Raw genomic sequence first — 16,315 nt, forward strand, 5'->3', positions numbered from 1 at the left:
ACCCCCTCATTGCCGCGCCTTAAGAGAAATCCTCTGCTTTTTTACAAAAAAGGCCAAATTAGCCAAGCAAGCCGCGAACAAATGCAATAAACTAAATGTATCTTTTCGTAACTTTGTTGCGTTTCTCCCGTGCCGCGATGCATAGCCAGAAGGAGTATGGATGCATAATTCAACACCGCTCATCACCACCATCGTCGGAGGGTTAGTACTCGCCTTCCTCCTCGGTATGCTGGCGAACCGCCTGCGCATCTCACCCCTGGTGGGGTATCTGGCCGCAGGGGTGCTCGCCGGCCCGTTCACCCCCGGTTTCGTCGCCGATACCTCACTGGCGCCGGAACTGGCGGAAATCGGCGTTATCCTGTTGATGTTCGGTGTTGGCCTGCACTTCTCTTTGAAAGACCTCCTCGCAGTAAAATCTATCGCCATACCCGGCGCCGTGGCGCAGATAGCCGTCGCTACCCTGCTCGGCATGGGGCTGTCCAAGCTGCTCGGCTGGGATCTGATCTCCGGCCTGGTGTTCGGCCTCTGTCTCTCCACCGCCAGCACCGTGGTGCTGCTGCGCGCGCTGGAGGAGAGGCAATTGATCGACAGCCAGCGCGGGCAAATCGCCATCGGCTGGCTGATCGTCGAAGATTTGGCGATGGTGCTGACGCTGGTATTACTGCCCGCTTTCGGCAATATGCTGGGCAACGATAACGCCAGCAGCAGCCAGCTGCTGATGGAACTGGCGCTGACCATCGGTAAGGTCATCGCCTTCATTGCGTTGATGATCGTGGTCGGCCGCCGTTTGGTGCCGTGGATCCTGTCGAAAACCGCCAGCACCGGCTCGCGCGAGCTGTTCACCCTGGCGGTATTGGCGCTGGCGCTCGGCATCGCCTACGGCGCGGTGAAGCTGTTCGACGTCTCCTTCGCGCTGGGCGCCTTCTTCGCCGGCATGGTGCTGAACGAGTCCGAGCTGAGCCACCGCGCGGCGCACGACACCCTGCCGCTGCGCGACGCGTTCGCCGTGCTGTTCTTCGTCTCGGTTGGCATGCTGTTCGATCCGATGATCGTGATTAACGAACCGCTGGCGGTGCTGGCGACGCTGGCGATCATCGTGTTCGGCAAATCCGCCGCCGCGTTCCTGCTGGTGAAAATGTTCGGCCACTCCAAGCGCACCGCGCTGACCATCTCCGCCAGCCTGGCGCAGATCGGCGAGTTCGCCTTTATTCTGGCGGGCCTCGGCATCGCGCTCGGCATGATGTCGGAACACGGGCGCAATCTGGTGCTGGCCGGCGCCATTCTGTCCATCATGCTCAACCCGCTGCTGTTCACCCTGCTGGAGCGCTATCTGGCCAAAACCGAAACCATCGAAGAGCAAATCCTCGAAGAGGCGGTGGAAGAAGAGAAGCAGATCCCGGTGGACATGTGCAACCATGCGCTGGTGGTCGGCTACGGCCGCGTCGGCAGCCTGCTGGGCGGCAAACTGGCCGAGGCGGGCATTCCGCTGGTGGTGATCGAGAACTCCCGCCCGCGGGTGGAAGCGCTGCGCGAACAGGGCATCAAGACGGTGCTGGGCAACGCCGCCAATCCGGAAGTGATGGATCTGGCGCGGCTCGACTGCGCGCGCTGGCTGCTGCTGACCATCCCCAACGGCTATGAGGCCGGCGAGATCGTCGCCTCGGCGCGCGCCAAGCGGCCGAACATCGAGATCATCGCCCGCGCCCACTACGACGACGAAGTGGCCTACATCACCGATCGCGGCGCCAATCAGGTGGTGATGGGCGAACGGGAGATCGCCAACAGCATGCTGAACATCCTGCAGTTGGATACCCTGAGCGAAGAAGAAAAAATGGGGGGCTGCCCGATCTGAGGCACCGCGCATTAAAAAAGGTCCGGCATGCCGGACCTTTTCTTTTTCAGCGGATTAACGCTCCCAATAGGACTCTTCCAGGCTGTCTTCGCGCTCCGGCAGGCCACGAGTGAGACGCGGCGAATGCTGGTTCAACACCTGGTAGCTGACGCGGTTGGCGTATTTGCACACCTGCGCCAACGAAGAGTATGTCAGGTAACTGCGCACGTGCTTGCTCGAGTTCGGCACGTTGTGGCGGTGATAACCGTTGGCGGCGATATCGTGCAGCAACGCCGACAGCGCGCCGTCGCCGGCGCCGTTGGTGTTCATGATCTTCTCCGGCCCGCCCATATACGGCGCGATGTGCGAGTAAACGCGCAGCGGATGCTCACAGTGTTCGCGGCGCATGGCGCGGCTGAACTCGTAGCGGTTGAACTCGGCGATATGCCCCGGCAACAGCGGGTGCTGAGTCTGACGCTTGTTGGCCTCTTCGGTGTAGCCCGCCATATACAGGCCGTTCGGTCCGGCGGTGCACAGCACCAGATCCACCCACTCCAGCGCCATGTCCGAGGCGGTCAACGGATCGCTCAGCCCGGTCAGCTCCAGCGCTTCGTCTTCGTTCATCGCCAGAATGGTCACATTTTCCTTCAGGAAGTCGCGCCACCACTGCGGGTTGTCGGCGATCACGTACTTGGTGCCCAGGGTTAGCACCACCGGCACATCGTGCTTTTTGGCATACTCGATCGCTTGCAGGGTAGCCTCCTTTATCGGCTCCCCTTCCTTGCAGCGCACCAGATAAGAGCTCAGCACCAGCGCCGACGCGCCGGCGATCACCTCTTCAGGGATGCTTTCCGGGCGCAGCTGGTTCATCTGGCCGGGGTTGATGGCGAAGGTGCGCTCGCCGCTTTCGCCGATCAGCGTGAAACAGCGGCCGATGGCGCCGTCAACGCCCTGCAGATAGTTAAGATCGGTGCGGCTGGAGGTATTGCACAGATAACGGTAGGCGTAGCTGCCGATTTTCACGTTGCTGCACATCACGCCGAGCAGCACCGAGCGATCGTCCGCCAGCACCGAATAGTTGTGCATGGTGTTGCCGATGGTGCCGCCGGCGAACTGATGGGTGACCAGGTTGTTTTCATTCAATTCCTGATACAGCGCCTCGGCGACGTCATCTTCGATCACCAGAGAGTGGCCCAGGCTCAGGCCGTAGCGCTGGACAAAAGCGTCGTCCACTTTCGCCTCGATATCCACCAGCGTCTGGTCGATGCCGACGATATACGAGGTGCTGATTTCACTTTCGGGCTGGGCCTGCTGCAGAAGCGGATCGCGGGCGCTCACCGGGAAATAGTGTTTGGACTTGCGTTTACCAGGAAATTTCATGTGATTGGTGGTGGTGGCGGTTTAACAAGCGGAGAATGTTAACACATCCCCGCCCGATCACGATGCATCTAATAGACAGATTATGGATGATTACAGACGCTGCGCCACCAGTTGCTGCATCATGTCAATATGCGCCGGCTCGTCGTTCAACGCTGAGATGTATTCAAACTTCTCGCCGCCGGCCTTAAGGAAGATCTCGCGGTTCTGCTCTTTAATCTCTTCCAGCGTTTCCAGGCAGTCCGCCGAGAAACCGGGGCAGATCAGCTGAATGTGCTTCACGCCCTGCGCCGGCAGCCCCTTCAGGGTTTCATCGGTGTACGGCGTCAGCCAAGGCTCGCGGCCGAAGCGCGATTGGTACGTCATCATCACCCGCTCCGGCGCCAGCGGCAGCGTGGCGCTCAGCGCACGCAGCGTATCCTCGCAGCGCTGCGGGTAGTCGTCGCCCAGCCGCGCATAACGTTTGGGGATGCCGTGGAAAGACAGCACCAGCCGGTCCGGCTGGCCGTGCTCGGCGAACGAGCGCTCCACGCTTTGTTGCAGCGCGGCGATATAGGCCGGGTGTTCGGCGTAATCGCGAATGAAGGCCACAGAAGGCAAGCGGCGATAGCCTTTCAGCACCCGCGCCACGCCATCCCATACCGCCGCGCTGGTGGAACAGGAATATTGCGGATAGAGCGGCAGCACCACCAGGTTGGTCACGCCCTGCGCCAGCAGCTTGTCGATGGCTTCCGCCAGGCTCGGCGAACCGTAGCTCATGCCCAGCTCCACCGGCGTATTCGGCATGCGCGCCGCCAGCGCCCGCTGTTGGCGGCGGCTGTACACCAGCAGCGGCGAACCCTCTTCCATCCACACCGACTGATAGAGTTTAGCCACGCGCGGCGAACGGATCGGCAAGATCGCGCCGTTGAGGATCGGCCACCAGATCAGCGGCGCCGTGTCGACCACGCGATCGTCACTGAGGAATTCCTTCAGATAGCGTTTGACCGCCGACGAGGTCGGCGCATCTGGCGTGCCCAGGTTCACCAGCAATACGCCGTGTTTCTCTTGCTTCATCTCAGTTCCCCTCATTTCCTTTCCGGCCGGCATTCCGTTCTGGGTCGGGATGTCAGCAGCCATTAATGCCGGCTATTGTAACGGAAAAGTCCTGCGTCGAAACCGATAACAGCAACAGGCTATGCCTGTGGGCATCTTCCTTGCGCCAGCTGCCATACCGCCGCCACGTTGCGCGCCGTCACCTGCAGATTGCGATCGGCGTCCGCCAGCGCGTCTTCCAGCGTCACGATGCGATCGAGCACCGAAAACGCCGCATCGATGCCGTGCTGATGCACCACCGGATAATCCGGCGCCAGGCTGCCGGCAATGGCGATCACCGGCACGCCGTGACGCTTGGCTACCCGCGCCACGCCGATCGGCGTTTTACCGTGGACAGACTGGCTGTCCAGCCGCCCTTCGCCGGTGATCACCAAATCGGCATCGCGCACCGCTTCATCCAGGCGCAGGGTTTCAGTGACGATTTCGATGCCCGGCCGCAAACGCGCGTTGAGCATGCCAAGCAGCGCCGCCCCCATGCCGCCCGCCGCGCCCGCCCCTGGCTGGGTCAGCACGGCGCGGCCGGTTTCCCGTTCCAGCAGTTCGCCATAGTGGTGCAACGCCGCATCGAGCTGCGCCACCATCTCCGGCGTCGCCCCTTTCTGCGGCCCAAATACCGCCGACGCGCCCTTTGCACCGCACAGCGGATTATCCACGTCGCAGGCGGCGGTTACGCTCACCCGCTGCCAACGTGCGTCCAGTCCGGCGAGATCGAGGTGCGCCAGCTGCGCCAGCGCCGCGCCGCCCATTGGCAGCGGGCGACGATCCTTATCCAGCAATTTAACGCCCAGCGCCTGCATCATTCCGGCGCCGCCGTCGTTGGTGGCGCTGCCGCCGATGCCGAGAATGATCGCCTTCACGCCGCGATCCAGCGCCGCCAGCATCAGTTCGCCAGTGCCATAACTGGTGGTGATGCGCGGATCGCGCCGGTTGGGCGGCGCCAGATGCAGCCCGGAGGCGGCGGCCATTTCAATCACCGCGGTTTCGCCGTCGCCCAACAAGCCATAGAACCCCTGCACCGGCTCACCCAGCGGGCCGGTGACCGTCACCTGAACGATTTCGCCGCCGGTGGCCGCCACCATCGACTCCACCGTGCCTTCACCGCCGTCCGCCATCGGCAGCTTCACGTAGTGCGCCTGCGGGTAAATCTGACGGAATCCCCGCTCGATGGCGTCGGCGACGCCGAGCGCGCTCAGGCTCTCTTTGAAAGAATCCGGGGCAATAACCACTTTTTTCAGCGTTTTCATCACTGTTCCTTATCCCGCCAGGTTAAATACGCCAAACATCAGCGCCGAGATTGCCGCGATGGTGAACCCCACCAGCGTTTCATACGGCAACAGTTTGAGCCGCTCGTGCACCGCCATATTGACGCTGCCGCCGGTGGCGTGGAAGAAGCTGCCGTGCGGCAGGTGATCCAGCACCGTGGCGCCCGCATGGATCATCGCCGCGCCGGCCAATCCGCTCACCCCCAGCTCAAGCAGCGTGGAGCTGAACACCCCGGAGGCGACGGCGGTGCCGGCGGTGGTCGAGGCGGTCGCCATCGACATCAGCGCGCCGGACAGCGGCGCCAGCAGCCAGGCCGGCAGCCCGGTGTGCGTCAAACCGGTAATCAAGACATCCTTCAGCGCCGAGTTGGCGATAATGCCCGCCAGCGTGCCGGTGCCGAGCAGCATGATCGCCACCGGCGCCATGCGCGACAGGCCGGAGACCATAAACTGATTGCACTGACGAATGCGCCCCATCAGCAGCGCGCCCGCCAAACCGCCGGCCGGCAGCGCGATCAGCGGATCAACGGCGATACCGGCGATCGGCCGCAGCGACAGCAGCAGGATCGCCACCAGCGGCGCGCTGATCGCCGCAGCGAAGCCCGGCCGCGCCCCTTCGGCATGCTGAGTCAGCTCTTCAGCCATCACCCTGCCGCCTTTATCGCTCAGGCGACGCGCCAGCAGATAGGCCACCACCAGGCCGCACAGCCCCGGCACGATGCCGGCCATCATCACCGAGGTGAGCGGCACGTGGAAGTTGTCCGCCGCCGCGATGGTGTTCGGGTTGGGCGACATCACGTTGCCGGCCTTGCCGCCGCCGATCATCGCCAGCAGGATCGCCGCACGAGAAATGCCGGCCTTTTGGGCGATCGACAGCGCGATCGGCGCGACGGTGATCACCGCCACGTCGATAAACACCCCCACCGCCGTCAGGATCAGTGTAGCCACCGCCAGCGCCAGCAGCGCGCGGGTTTCCCCCACCTTGCGTACGATAGTTTCGGCGATGGTGTGCGCCGCGCCGGATTCGATCAGCACCCCGGCCAATACCCCCGCCGCCAGAATGCGCATCACGGCGTTGGTGATGCCCTGCGCCCCGCCGATCATCAGCGTCACGGTCTGCACCAGATCGGCGCCGCCGCACAGCCCACCCGCCAGCGCGCCGGCAATCATGCCGTAAGCCGGTGGAACCTTGCGTAGAATCAGGACGATGGCGACGGCTAACGCCACCAGCGCCCCCAGAGTGGATACGGTTGTCATTGTTGTTTTCTCCGTGGTTGATGTGCAGGCCAACATATCCCGCGCGCCCGGCGTTGGCCTGAGGGGAAACAACAAAAAATCGCCGAAGGAACGGCGCGGAATTTGTGGGTTGGCACAACTCAGTCGTGCATCAGCATGCCGATATACAACCGCAGAGAGTCAGTTAATTGATTGATTTTCATACCGGTTATGGCTTCGATGCGCTGCAGGCGATAGCGCAGGGTATTGACGTGAATATGCAGCTGCGCGGCGGCCTGCGTCTGATCACAATTCTGCGAAAAATAGTGGCGCAGCGTGGCGCGCAGCACGCCTTTTTCATCCTGTTCCTCCAGCGTCCGCCAGGGGCGCCCCAGCTCTTGCGCTCGCCAGTCCTCCCCGAGATCGCACAGCAGCGACGGCAGCGGATAGTCGTGGTAGAACAGCGTGGCGTGGCGCAATTTCAGGCGCTGCGCCATCGCCTGGGTGGCGCGCGCGGTCAGGCTGGAGCGGTAGGCGCTTTGCGGATCGTCGTAGAAACCGCCGACGATCAGCCGCACCCGAAAGCGGTGCTTGAGCTGGTTTTGCAGACGCTGCGCCTGTTGGCGCTCCAGCTTCAGGCTCCACTCGCCTTGCGCCATGCTGGCCGGGCGCAGCAGGGTCATTTCATTGAAGCCGGTAATGGCGATCAACGCATCGCGCTGGGTGGCCTCCAGCTCAGCCAGCAGTTCGCGCAGCAGGTGCGGCTGCGCCTCTTGCAGCTCGACGATCCAGACGATGCGCGCCTGGCGCAGATCCAATCCCAGATACGCCGCCATCGCTTCCAGCGACGCCGTGTTCGGCTGCGGCTGCAACAGCTGGTTCGCCAGCTCTTCCCGGTAGCGTTTTTCCCACTGGTGCTGATCCAGCAGCGCCGCCTGCTCCACCATCATCTCCGCCGCCATTTTGACCAACTCGGCGTAGGCGCGCACCTCGGCCGGCTCGCCGGAAATGCCGATCACTCCCACCCGCTGATTGCGAAAGCTGAACGGCAGGTTGATGCCGGGCCGCACGCCCTTCAGGTGTTCGGCGGTGGCGCGGTCGATTTCCACCACCCGATTCTCCGCCAGCGCCAGCACCGCGCCTTCATGACGCTGGAACAGACGCTGTGGGTTGCCGGAAGCGATGATCACGCCGTTGCTGTCCATCACGTTGACGGAATGGCTGATGATGCCCATCGCCCGCTGGACGATCTGGCGCGCGGTGGCTTCCGCCAGAAGTTTGGTCTGTCTGAGCATGCCCGGCTCCCTGCTGAGGATGAAAACGCAGGCTTGTTATACGCCATTTGGCGCGGGCGATTAACGGTCACGGCCGCAACAAGCCGCCGCGATCACAATTTAACGGGAAAACGGCAAAAAAAACGCCGGGCCACAGGCCCGGCGTCATGCACAGCCAGCTTGCTATCAACCGAGGATAGTCGCCAGCTCTGCGCTCACTTCGGCCACCTTGCGGGTGCCGTCGATTTTGCGGTATTGGGTGTTGCCCGCTGCCGCTTCTTTGCTGTAGTAAGAAATCAGCGGCGCGGTCATCTGATGGTATTCCACCAGGCGCTTGCGCACGGTCTCTTCCTGATCGTCCTTGCGCGTGGTCAGCTCTTCGCCGGTCACGTCGTCTTTGCCTTCCACCTGCGGCGGATTGAACTTCACGTGGTATACGCGGCCGGACGGCGCGTGCACGCGGCGGCCAACGATGCGGTCAACGATCAGCTCGTCCGGCACGTCGAACTCCAGCACGAAGTCAACGTTGATGCCGGCTTCTTTCATCGCGTCAGCCTGCGGAATGGTGCGCGGGAAGCCGTCCAACAGGAAGCCCTTGCGGCAATCTTCCTGAGCGATGCGCTCTTTGACCAGCGCGATCACCAGCTCATCGGTCACCAGCTTGCCGGCGTCCATGATCTCTTTCGCCTGCTTGCCCAGTTCACTGCCGGCCTTCACGGCTGCGCGCAACATATCACCGGTGGAGATTTGCGGAATGCCGTATTTCTCCATGATGAATTGAGCCTGAGTACCTTTACCAGCGCCCGGAGCGCCCAGCAGAATGATACGCATTGCGTAAATCCCCTTGCTATGTAGTTTTTATAAAATTGCGAAAACGCTCAACGATACCATTTCAGGGGGGGCAGGCTCAAGGCGCGCGAAGGAAATCGATTGCGGAACATGCAAAAATTCAAGCGAACAAAAGAGGGGAAAATGCGGGGAAAAACCGGAAATGCGCCCCTAACGGTGCCGTTAAGGGCGCATATAATCAACTTCAGGCGGACAGCAACTTGTTCATGCGGCGGATGAACAGGTTCGGATCCTCCAGCGTGCCGCGTTCAACCAACAGCGCCTGATCCAAAAGCAGGTCGATCCACTCGGCGAAATGTTCGTTATCGCCCACGTCGGATGCGCGTTTGACCAACGCATGCTCAGGATTAAGCTCGAAAATGTACTTCACTTCCGGCGCCTGCTGGCCCGCAGCGGCGAACAGCTTGGCCATCTGGGTGCTCATCTCGTCGGCGTCGGTCACCACGATCGCCGGCGTATCGGTCAGGCGGTGCGTCAGACGCACATCCTTCACGCGGTCGCCCAGCAGGGTTTTCACGCGTTCGATGAACGGTTCCAGCTGCTTCTCGGCCGCCTTCTGCTCTTCGGTTTCATCCGCCAGTTTATCCAGCGTTTCATCCGCCTTGCTGACCGACTGGAACGGCTTGCCGTCGAACTCGGTCAGGTAGCTCATCATCCACTCGTCAATGCGATCGGACAACAGCAGCACTTCGATGCCTTTCTTGCGGAACAGCTCCAGATGCGGGCTGCTCTTGGCGGCGGCGTAGCTGTCGGCGGTGATGTAGTAAATCTTTTCCTGCCCTTCCGCCATGCGGCCGACGTACTCTTCCAGCGACACGGTCTGCGCCGAGCTGTCGCCGTGGGTGGTCGCGAAGCGCAGCAGTTTGGCGATCGCTTCCTGGTTGCCGTTATCTTCCGCCGGGCCTTCTTTCAGCACCAGACCGAACTGCTGCCAGAATTTCTGGTAGCCTTCGGCGTCGTCTTTGGCCAGCTTATCCAGCATCTGCAGCACGCGCTTGGTCAGCGCGCCGCGCAGGTTCTGCGTCACGCGGCTGTCTTGCAGGATCTCGCGCGATACGTTCAGCGGCAGATCGTTGGAATCGATCAGGCCGCGCACGAAGCGCAGGTAGTTCGGCATGAACTGCTCGGCGTCGTCCATGATGAACACGCGCTGCACGTACAGCTTCAGGCCGTGCTTGTGATCGCGGTTCCACATGTCCCACGGCGCCTGCGCCGGGATATACAGCAGGCTGGTATATTCCTGCTTGCCTTCCACTCGATTGTGGCTCCAGCTCAGCGGATCGGTGAAATCGTGGGCGATGTGCTTGTAGAACTCTTTGTACTCTTCGTCGGTCACGTCAGCCTTGCTGCGGGTCCACAGGGCCTGCGCCTTGTTGATCTTCTCCCAGGTGACGGTGCCGTCTTCTTCGTTCTTGCTTTCGATCTCTACCGGCAAGGCGATGTGATCGGAATATTTGCCGATCACCGAGCGCAGGCGCCAGGCGTCGAGGTACTCATCTTCGCCTTCGCGCAGATGCAGGGTGATTTCGGTGCCGCGGGTCTCTTTGGTGATGTCGGCGATGGTGTAGTCGCCTTCACCGGCGGACTCCCAGAACACGCCCTCGTCATCGGCGGCGCCGGCCGCGCGGGTGCGCACGGTCACTTTGTCCGCCACGATGAACGCCGAGTAGAAACCAACGCCGAATTGGCCGATCAGTTGGCTGTCTTTCGCCTGGTCGGAACCGATGGATTCCAGGAACGCTTTGGTGCCCGATTTGGCGATGGTGCCGAGGTTTTCGATCACTTCTTCGCGGCGCATGCCGATGCCGTTGTCGGCAATGGTCAGGGTGCGCTGCTCTTTATCGAAGGACAAACGCACGCGCAGCTCGCCATCGCCGGCATACAGCTCCGGCGCGGACAGAGCGCGGAAGCGCAGCTTGTCGGCGGCGTCAGAGGCGTTGGAGATCAGCTCGCGCAGAAAAATTTCTTTGTTGGAGTACAGCGAATGGATCATCAAATGAAGCAGCTGTTTTACTTCAGACTGGAACCCGCGGGTTTCTTGACCTTTCATACTCATTGATTACCTCAAAAGACAATGGCTACCAAAATCGAACAATGAGGATCAGATGAGGGTCAGGGTCTTGTTTTTCAAGCGGACGGCGGGAAATTTTTGGCAAAAAACAATGGGGCCGGGCGGCCCCATCCGGGAAAACATCAGAACTTGATGGCGTGGCGCCCCGCCAGCGAATGCGACAGCGTGGTGCCGTCGACCATCTCCAGCTCGCCGCCCACCGGCACGCCGTGGGCGATGCGGCTGGCGAGCACGCCATACTGGCCACACATCTCGGCGATGTAGTTGGCGGTCGCCTCCCCTTCCACCGTCGGGTTGGTGGCGAGGATCACTTCGGTGATGCTTTCCTTTTCCAGCCGTTGCTCCAGGCGATCCAGACCGATATCGCCCGGCCCGATGCCGTCCAGCGGCGACAGATGCCCCATCAGCACAAAGTAGCGCCCGGCGAACTGGCCGGTCTGCTCGATGGCGTGGATATCCGCCGGGCTTTCCACCACGCAAATCTGGCCGTTTTGCTGGCGGCGCGGATTGGCGCAGATGGTGCAGACGTCCTGCTCGGTGAAGGTGCGGCAATCGGCGCAGTGGCCGATCTCCGACATCGCGCGCGTCAACGCCTGCGCCAGACGCATGCCGCCGCTGCGATCGCGCTGCAGCAGCTGAAACGCCATGCGCTGCGCCGATTTCGGGCCGACGCCCGGCAGGCAGCGCAGCGCCTCCATCAGGGATTCAAGGAGCGGGCTGGTTTGCATCAGAACGGCATCTTGAAGCCAGGCGGCAACTGCATGCCGCTGGAGACGGAGGCCATTTTCTCTTTCTGGGTCTCTTCGATGCGGCGCGCGGCGTCGTTAAACGCAGCGGCGATCAGATCTTCCAGCATCTCTTTGTCGTCTTCCATCAGGCTTGGATCGATTTCCACGCGGCGGCAGTTGTGCGCGCCATTGATGGTGACTTTCACCAGGCCGGCGCCAGATTCGCCGGTCACTTCCAATTTGGCGACTTCTTCCTGCATCTGCTGCATTTTTTCTTGCATTTGCTGGGCTTGCTTCATCAGGTTGCCCAGACCGCCTTTACCAAACATAGTCGTCTCTCGTCGCTAGGGCCGCGCACATCGCGCAGCATTTAAAGGGGGCGAATACTCTCTTCATCCAGATCCGCGTCGAAGAATCGGCGCAGCGTCTGAATGTTGGTATCCGCTTCGATGGACTGGCGCGCCTGCGCCAGCTTTTCCTCATAGATGGCTTGTCGCCATTCCAGCGGGGTGCGCTCCGCCGGATTATCGTCCTCCACCACGGTCAGCTCGATCGGACCGCCGTACAGCTCACCGAGCGCGTCGGCCAGCGTCTTCTGCGCCGAAGGCGAATTCAGATGGCGCTGCGAAGACCGCAGATGGAGGCTAATCTTGCCCGGCTCCGGCTGCTGCTTGAAGGCGTTCAACGCCAGCTGCTGCACCAGTTTCGGGATCTTCAGCTTATCGATTTCCGCCGCCCAGGCGTCGCGCTCCAGCGACTCCACCACCAGCTTGGCGGCCAGCTCCGGCGTTTTCTCGTGCTCCAACGCCGTGCGCAGCGCTTTCGGCGTTGCCAGCGGTTCCGGCGCCGCCTCGGGCTCGGTCTGCGCGCGCCAACGATAGGCTTCCGGTTTCGCCGGTTTTTCCGGCACCTTCTTCTCCGCCAGGCGCTGCTGGCTGCGCTCGGTCACGGAAGCCAAACGCCCCAGCGCCGAGTTTGCCGGCCGCGCTATTCCTGGCGCCGCCGGCTCATTCTTTTTTGGTGTGGATGCTCCCTGCTGCCGTTGCAGCTGGGACCGCGCTTTCAACAGCTGGGCGGTGGCATCCGGTAAAGGAGTCGATGATTGTCGCTGCGGCGCGGCCGGCTGCCCTAGCGGCGGCGGCGCGTCCTGAAACTGCGGCGGCTGTGGCGATGCGGCCTGCTGCGGCTGCGCCATCGGCGCCGGCGCGGTCTGCACCAACGCCACCGGCTCCGGGATCACCGCTTTCGGGTGAAACGCCAGCGCGCGCAGCAGGGTCATCTCAACCCCCATGCGGCGATCCGGCGCATAGGCCAGCTCTTTGCGGCCCACCAACAGCGTCTGGTAATAGAGTTGCACATCGGCCGGCGGCAGGGTGCGCGCCAGCTCGCGCAGCCGTTGTTCCACGGCGGCGTAGTGGTTGTCGAGCATCGAAGGCAGCAGTTGCACCATCGCAATGCGATGCAGCAACGCCAGCGTCTCCACCAGCAGGTTTTCCCAATCCACGCCGCGCGAAGCGGCCTGCGCGACCTGCGCCATCACCTTTTCACCGTCGGCGCTGACCAGCGCTTCGAGGATCGCCAGCGGCTGCTCGTCATCGAGCGTGCCGAGCATCTGGCTGACGGTGGCGGCCGTCACCTGCCCCTGCCCCATGGCGATCGCCTGATCGGTCAGGCTCAGCGCATCGCGCATGCTGCCGTCGGCGGCGCGCGCCAGCAGCTGCAGCGCGCGGGCGTCGCTGGTGATCTGCTCCGCCGTCAGCACCGTTTCCAGCTGCTGGCGGATCTGATCGACGTCCAGCGCTTTGAGGTGAAACTGCAGGCAGCGGGAAAGAATGGTCACCGGCAATTTTTGCGGATCGGTGGTGGCCAACAGGAATTTGACGTGCGGCGGCGGCTCTTCCAGCGTCTTCAGCAACGCGTTGAAGCTGTGGCGCGAGAGCATGTGCACTTCATCGATCAGGTAGACCTTGAAGCGGCCGCGCGCCGGCGCGTACTGAACGTTGTCCAGCAGATCGCGGGTATCTTCCACCTTGGTTCGGGAAGCGGCGTCGATCTCGATCAGATCGACGAAGCGCCCCTGCTCGATCTCGCGGCAGTTGTCGCATTGGCCGCACGGCGTGGCGGTGATGCCGGTTTCACAGTTCAGGCCTTTGGCCAGCAAGCGGGCGATGGTGGTTTTCCCCACGCCGCGCGTACCCGAGAACAGATAGGCGTGATGGATCCGCCCCAGCGAGAGGCCGTTGGCCAGCGCGGTCAGGACATGTTCCTGGCCGACCACGTCTGCGAACGTTTGAGGGCGCCACTTACGGGCGAGAACCTGATAGCTCATTAATACCGGAGAAGTCGAGTAATCTGGAGGGTCATGCTAACACAGCCCCGCGGCAATCCGCGAGGCCGTTGTGCCCAAGGGGCGATGCCGCATCAATGACCGGCGAAGTCCACCAGGCAGTAGCAGTCGATGCCCAGCTTGTTCAGTCGCGCTTCTCCGCCCAGATCCGGCAGGTTGATGATGAACGCGGCGTCTTTCACTTCACCGCCCAGACGGCGGATCAGTTTGGTGGTCGCTTCAATGGTGCCGCCGGTCGCCAGCAGATCGTCCACCACCAGCACTTTGTCGCCCGCGGTGATGGCGTCGGTGTGGATCTCCAGCTTGTCGGTGCCGTACTCCAGCTCATAGCTTTCGCTGAGCGTGGCGCGCGGCAGTTTGCCCGGTTTGCGCACCGGCACGAAACCGACGCCCAACGCTAACGCGACGGGCGCGCCGAACAGGAAACCACGCGCTTCGGTACCCACCACCTTGGTCACGCCCGCTTCGCGATAGCGCTCAACCAGCAGCTCGATGCTGGCGGCGTAGGCCAACGGGTTTTCCAGCAGGCTGGTCACGTCGCGGAACAGGATGCCCGGCTTCGGATAATCCGGGATGGTTTTGATACTGTCTTTAATAAACTGAAGCTGCTGCGCAGTAGCGGTCATAATTGTTGCCTGATAAAACTGCCTGAAAACCGGCGCGCCGCTCACCCGCCGCCCCCGGGTGAAACACACCGGAGAAAAAATGGCAGGCGATCCGCGCACGAAAACGCCCAAATCTATGCAAACTGGCGGACAAATGCAACTCTCCCCTGCATCTTTCAACCCGCAGCGTTGTTGACCGCACACATTACTTACCTAAGTAAGCTCCCGGGGATGCCTGCGTTTGTCGCCTAGCTGCGGCTTGAAAGCTATTGAGGAGTTTAAGGTACAATCAGCGCTGTTTTTGTTGCGGCAGATCAATAACCGGCAGGCGCAGCATAAAGGTCAGCAAAATGGCCAACATCAGCAGCAACAGCCCGCGCACCCACCAGATTTTCACCAGCCACAGCGAACAGGCGAAGGTCAGCACGATCACCAGCACCGCTTTCCACTTCGCCCCCGGCGGCAGCGCGCGATGCTGCTGCCAATGGCGCAGATAAGGGCCAAACCAGGAACGGTACAGCAGCCAGTGATGAAAGCGCGGCGAGGAGCGGGCGAAGCACCAGGCGGCCAACAGCAGGAACGGCGTGGTCGGCAACAGCGGCAACACCACGCCCAACGTCGCCAGCACCACCGCCAACCAGCCCAAAATGATCAATAACCCACGCGTCATGCGGTTCTTCGCTCCTCAATCGGTTGCGGCTTACTGTAGCATCGGCGCCGCGCCGGCGGAATATGCATGCGGCGCTTGTTTCAGGACGGCTTCGCGGGCAAGCTTACGCCTGTTGAAATCAAGAGGGAGCTTATGTGAGCACTCAGCGTCTATTACAGGTGTTGGCACAGCAGATTGCGGCGCTGGCGGCCGAAGTCAGCCCGCGCGGCGACGCCCCGATCCCGCAGGCGCGGTTCGACGCCGCCCTGTTCGCCAACCGCGGCACGCGGCTGCGCGACTACCTGGCCGAAGTGGAGAAAAACTTCGCCCAGCTGCAAAACGCCGCTAACGACAGCCGCGCCAGCCAGGTGGCCTTTCTGGCCGAAAAACTGGTGGCTCAGATCGCCGCCCTGCAGCGCGAGCTGGCGACCCAGGCGCTGCGGCGCAAGAATCAGCCGAAGGAAGCCCCCGAGGTCGATCTCTACCACAAGCTGGCCGAGCATCAGGATTACGAACGCCGGCTGATCGCCATGATTCAGGATCGGGAAAGCCTGCTGGGGCGCCAGACCACGCTGGCGGCGCAGCAAAAGCTGCAGCACGAGCTGGCGGCGCTGGAGGGGCGGCTGATGCGCTGTCGTCAGGCGTTGGCGCGCATCGAGCGCAATATCGAGCGTAAAGAAAACGGTTTTTGAAGATTTATCACAATATTTTAATGATTATTCCCCGGTTGCGCGCCGGGTTCACTATACTCTGCCGATACCCGAGTTATTCATCCCATTAATTAAATAAGCGCAGGTGCTATGTCTCTGGAAAACGCCTCACCCGAACTGCAGCTGGCGGTAGACTTGATTTACCTGCTGGAATGCAACGAGATCGATCCGGCCACCGCGCTGGCGGCGCTGGATATCGTCAAACGGGATTATCAGGAAAAGCTGCAGCGCGCCGGCGTCACCTCTCCCTATCTGCCTGCCGGACAGTAACCGGGGACAGCGCCGCTGTCCCTTTCGCCTCT

Annotated in this window: 15 protein-coding genes and 1 other annotated feature; of the genes, 3 read left to right on the forward strand and 12 right to left on the reverse strand. The window is 62.0% G+C overall.

Annotation, left to right across the window (positions count from 1 at the left end; all coding sequences use genetic code 11):
• Positions 1-160 precede the first annotated feature (160 nt).
• A complete protein-coding gene (gene ybaL, locus J0X03_RS18410) occupies positions 161-1,852 on the forward strand; it encodes a YbaL family putative K(+) efflux transporter (RefSeq protein ID WP_004940247.1) in 1,692 nt (563 codons plus the stop codon).
• 54 nt (positions 1,853-1,906) lie between these two features.
• On the opposite strand, the gene J0X03_RS18415 is transcribed toward ybaL, so the two are convergent.
• From J0X03_RS18415 to J0X03_RS18470, 12 genes are all read right to left on the reverse strand, one after another.
• Positions 1,907-3,211, reverse strand: coding sequence for an inosine/guanosine kinase (locus J0X03_RS18415; RefSeq protein ID WP_033651114.1), 1,305 nt, complete (start codon positions 3,209-3,211; stop codon positions 1,907-1,909).
• A gap of 90 nt (positions 3,212-3,301) precedes the next feature.
• Complete coding sequence (gene hemH, locus J0X03_RS18420; RefSeq protein ID WP_004940253.1) at positions 3,302-4,264, reverse strand: ferrochelatase; 963 nt, start codon at positions 4,262-4,264, stop codon at positions 3,302-3,304.
• 119 nt (positions 4,265-4,383) lie between these two features.
• The gene (locus tag J0X03_RS18425; RefSeq protein ID WP_103101562.1) at positions 4,384-5,547 is read right to left on the reverse strand and encodes a glycerate kinase; all 1,164 of its coding nucleotides are present in this window, start codon (positions 5,545-5,547) and stop codon (positions 4,384-4,386) included.
• Positions 5,548-5,556: 9 nt separating this feature from the next.
• Positions 5,557-6,822: a GntP family permease gene (locus tag J0X03_RS18430; RefSeq protein WP_033651112.1), complete on the reverse strand. Its 1,266-nt coding sequence runs from the start codon at positions 6,820-6,822 to the stop codon at positions 5,557-5,559.
• Between the two features lie 119 nt (positions 6,823-6,941).
• Entirely contained in the window at positions 6,942-8,075 is a 1,134-nt protein-coding gene (locus J0X03_RS18435) for a sugar diacid recognition domain-containing protein (protein ID WP_033651111.1), read from the reverse strand.
• A 165-nt stretch (positions 8,076-8,240) separates the two neighbouring features.
• On the reverse strand, positions 8,241-8,885 hold the full coding sequence (gene adk, locus J0X03_RS18440) for an adenylate kinase (protein WP_004940261.1): 645 nt from the start codon (positions 8,883-8,885) through the stop codon (positions 8,241-8,243).
• 202 nt (positions 8,886-9,087) lie between these two features.
• Positions 9,088-10,953 carry a molecular chaperone HtpG gene (gene htpG / locus J0X03_RS18445; protein WP_160880180.1) on the reverse strand — a complete coding sequence of 622 codons (1,866 nt, stop codon included), beginning with the start codon at positions 10,951-10,953 and terminating at the stop codon, positions 9,088-9,090.
• A gap of 143 nt (positions 10,954-11,096) precedes the next feature.
• Entirely contained in the window at positions 11,097-11,702 is a 606-nt protein-coding gene (gene recR, locus J0X03_RS18450) for a recombination mediator RecR (RefSeq protein WP_004940263.1), read from the reverse strand.
• The gene (locus tag J0X03_RS18455) at positions 11,702-12,031 is read right to left on the reverse strand and encodes a YbaB/EbfC family nucleoid-associated protein (RefSeq protein WP_004940264.1); all 330 of its coding nucleotides are present in this window, start codon (positions 12,029-12,031) and stop codon (positions 11,702-11,704) included. Before J0X03_RS18455 ends, recR begins: the two co-directional genes overlap by 1 nt.
• 41 nt (positions 12,032-12,072) lie before the next feature.
• On the reverse strand, positions 12,073-14,031 hold the full coding sequence (dnaX, locus tag J0X03_RS18460; RefSeq protein ID WP_033651109.1) for a DNA polymerase III subunit gamma/tau: 1,959 nt from the start codon (positions 14,029-14,031) through the stop codon (positions 12,073-12,075).
• Positions 12,676-12,740: a sequence feature (DnaX frameshifting element), on the reverse strand. It overlaps the preceding gene by 65 nt.
• A 92-nt stretch (positions 14,032-14,123) precedes the next feature.
• Entirely contained in the window at positions 14,124-14,675 is a 552-nt protein-coding gene (gene apt / locus J0X03_RS18465; protein WP_019454166.1) for an adenine phosphoribosyltransferase, read from the reverse strand.
• 268 nt (positions 14,676-14,943) lie between these two features.
• Positions 14,944-15,324, reverse strand: a complete 381-nt coding sequence (locus J0X03_RS18470; RefSeq protein ID WP_016928835.1) for a DUF454 family protein — start codon at positions 15,322-15,324, stop codon at positions 14,944-14,946.
• Between the two features lie 134 nt (positions 15,325-15,458).
• Here J0X03_RS18470 and priC point away from each other — a divergent pair, with 134 nt between their 5' ends.
• Both priC and rsmS read left to right on the forward strand, forming a co-directional pair.
• Entirely contained in the window at positions 15,459-15,995 is a 537-nt protein-coding gene (priC, locus tag J0X03_RS18475) for a primosomal replication protein PriC (protein ID WP_033642112.1), read from the forward strand.
• Positions 15,996-16,103: 108 nt separating this feature from the next.
• On the forward strand, positions 16,104-16,283 hold the full coding sequence (rsmS, locus tag J0X03_RS18480) for a pleiotropic regulatory protein RsmS (RefSeq protein WP_016928837.1): 180 nt from the start codon (positions 16,104-16,106) through the stop codon (positions 16,281-16,283).
• Positions 16,284-16,315 lie beyond the last annotated feature (32 nt).

This window comes from Serratia ureilytica, from assembly GCF_017309605.1.
GTDB lineage: Bacteria > Pseudomonadota > Gammaproteobacteria > Enterobacterales > Enterobacteriaceae > Serratia > Serratia ureilytica.

Bases quoted from the DNA above. Each gene is read 5' to 3' on its own strand.
- ybaL (WP_004940247.1), top strand. From the start codon at position 161: ATGCATAATTCAACACCGCTCATCACCACCATCGTCGGAGGGTTAGTA.
- rsmS (WP_016928837.1), top strand. From the start codon at position 16,104: ATGTCTCTGGAAAACGCCTCACCCGAACTGCAGCTGGCGGTAGACTTG.
- hemH (WP_004940253.1), bottom strand. From the start codon at position 4,264: ATGAAGCAAGAGAAACACGGCGTATTGCTGGTGAACCTGGGCACGCCA.
- J0X03_RS18425 (WP_103101562.1), bottom strand. From the start codon at position 5,547: ATGAAAACGCTGAAAAAAGTGGTTATTGCCCCGGATTCTTTCAAAGAG.
- J0X03_RS18415 (WP_033651114.1), bottom strand. From the start codon at position 3,211: ATGAAATTTCCTGGTAAACGCAAGTCCAAACACTATTTCCCGGTGAGC.
- recR (WP_004940263.1), bottom strand. From the start codon at position 11,702: ATGCAAACCAGCCCGCTCCTTGAATCCCTGATGGAGGCGCTGCGCTGC.
- J0X03_RS18430 (WP_033651112.1), bottom strand. From the start codon at position 6,822: ATGACAACCGTATCCACTCTGGGGGCGCTGGTGGCGTTAGCCGTCGCC.
- dnaX (WP_033651109.1), bottom strand. From the start codon at position 14,031: ATGAGCTATCAGGTTCTCGCCCGTAAGTGGCGCCCTCAAACGTTCGCA.
- adk (WP_004940261.1), bottom strand. From the start codon at position 8,885: ATGCGTATCATTCTGCTGGGCGCTCCGGGCGCTGGTAAAGGTACTCAG.
- apt (WP_019454166.1), bottom strand. From the start codon at position 14,675: ATGACCGCTACTGCGCAGCAGCTTCAGTTTATTAAAGACAGTATCAAA.
- htpG (WP_160880180.1), bottom strand. From the start codon at position 10,953: ATGAAAGGTCAAGAAACCCGCGGGTTCCAGTCTGAAGTAAAACAGCTG.
- J0X03_RS18435 (WP_033651111.1), bottom strand. From the start codon at position 8,075: ATGCTCAGACAGACCAAACTTCTGGCGGAAGCCACCGCGCGCCAGATC.
- J0X03_RS18470 (WP_016928835.1), bottom strand. From the start codon at position 15,324: ATGACGCGTGGGTTATTGATCATTTTGGGCTGGTTGGCGGTGGTGCTG.
- J0X03_RS18455 (WP_004940264.1), bottom strand. From the start codon at position 12,031: ATGTTTGGTAAAGGCGGTCTGGGCAACCTGATGAAGCAAGCCCAGCAA.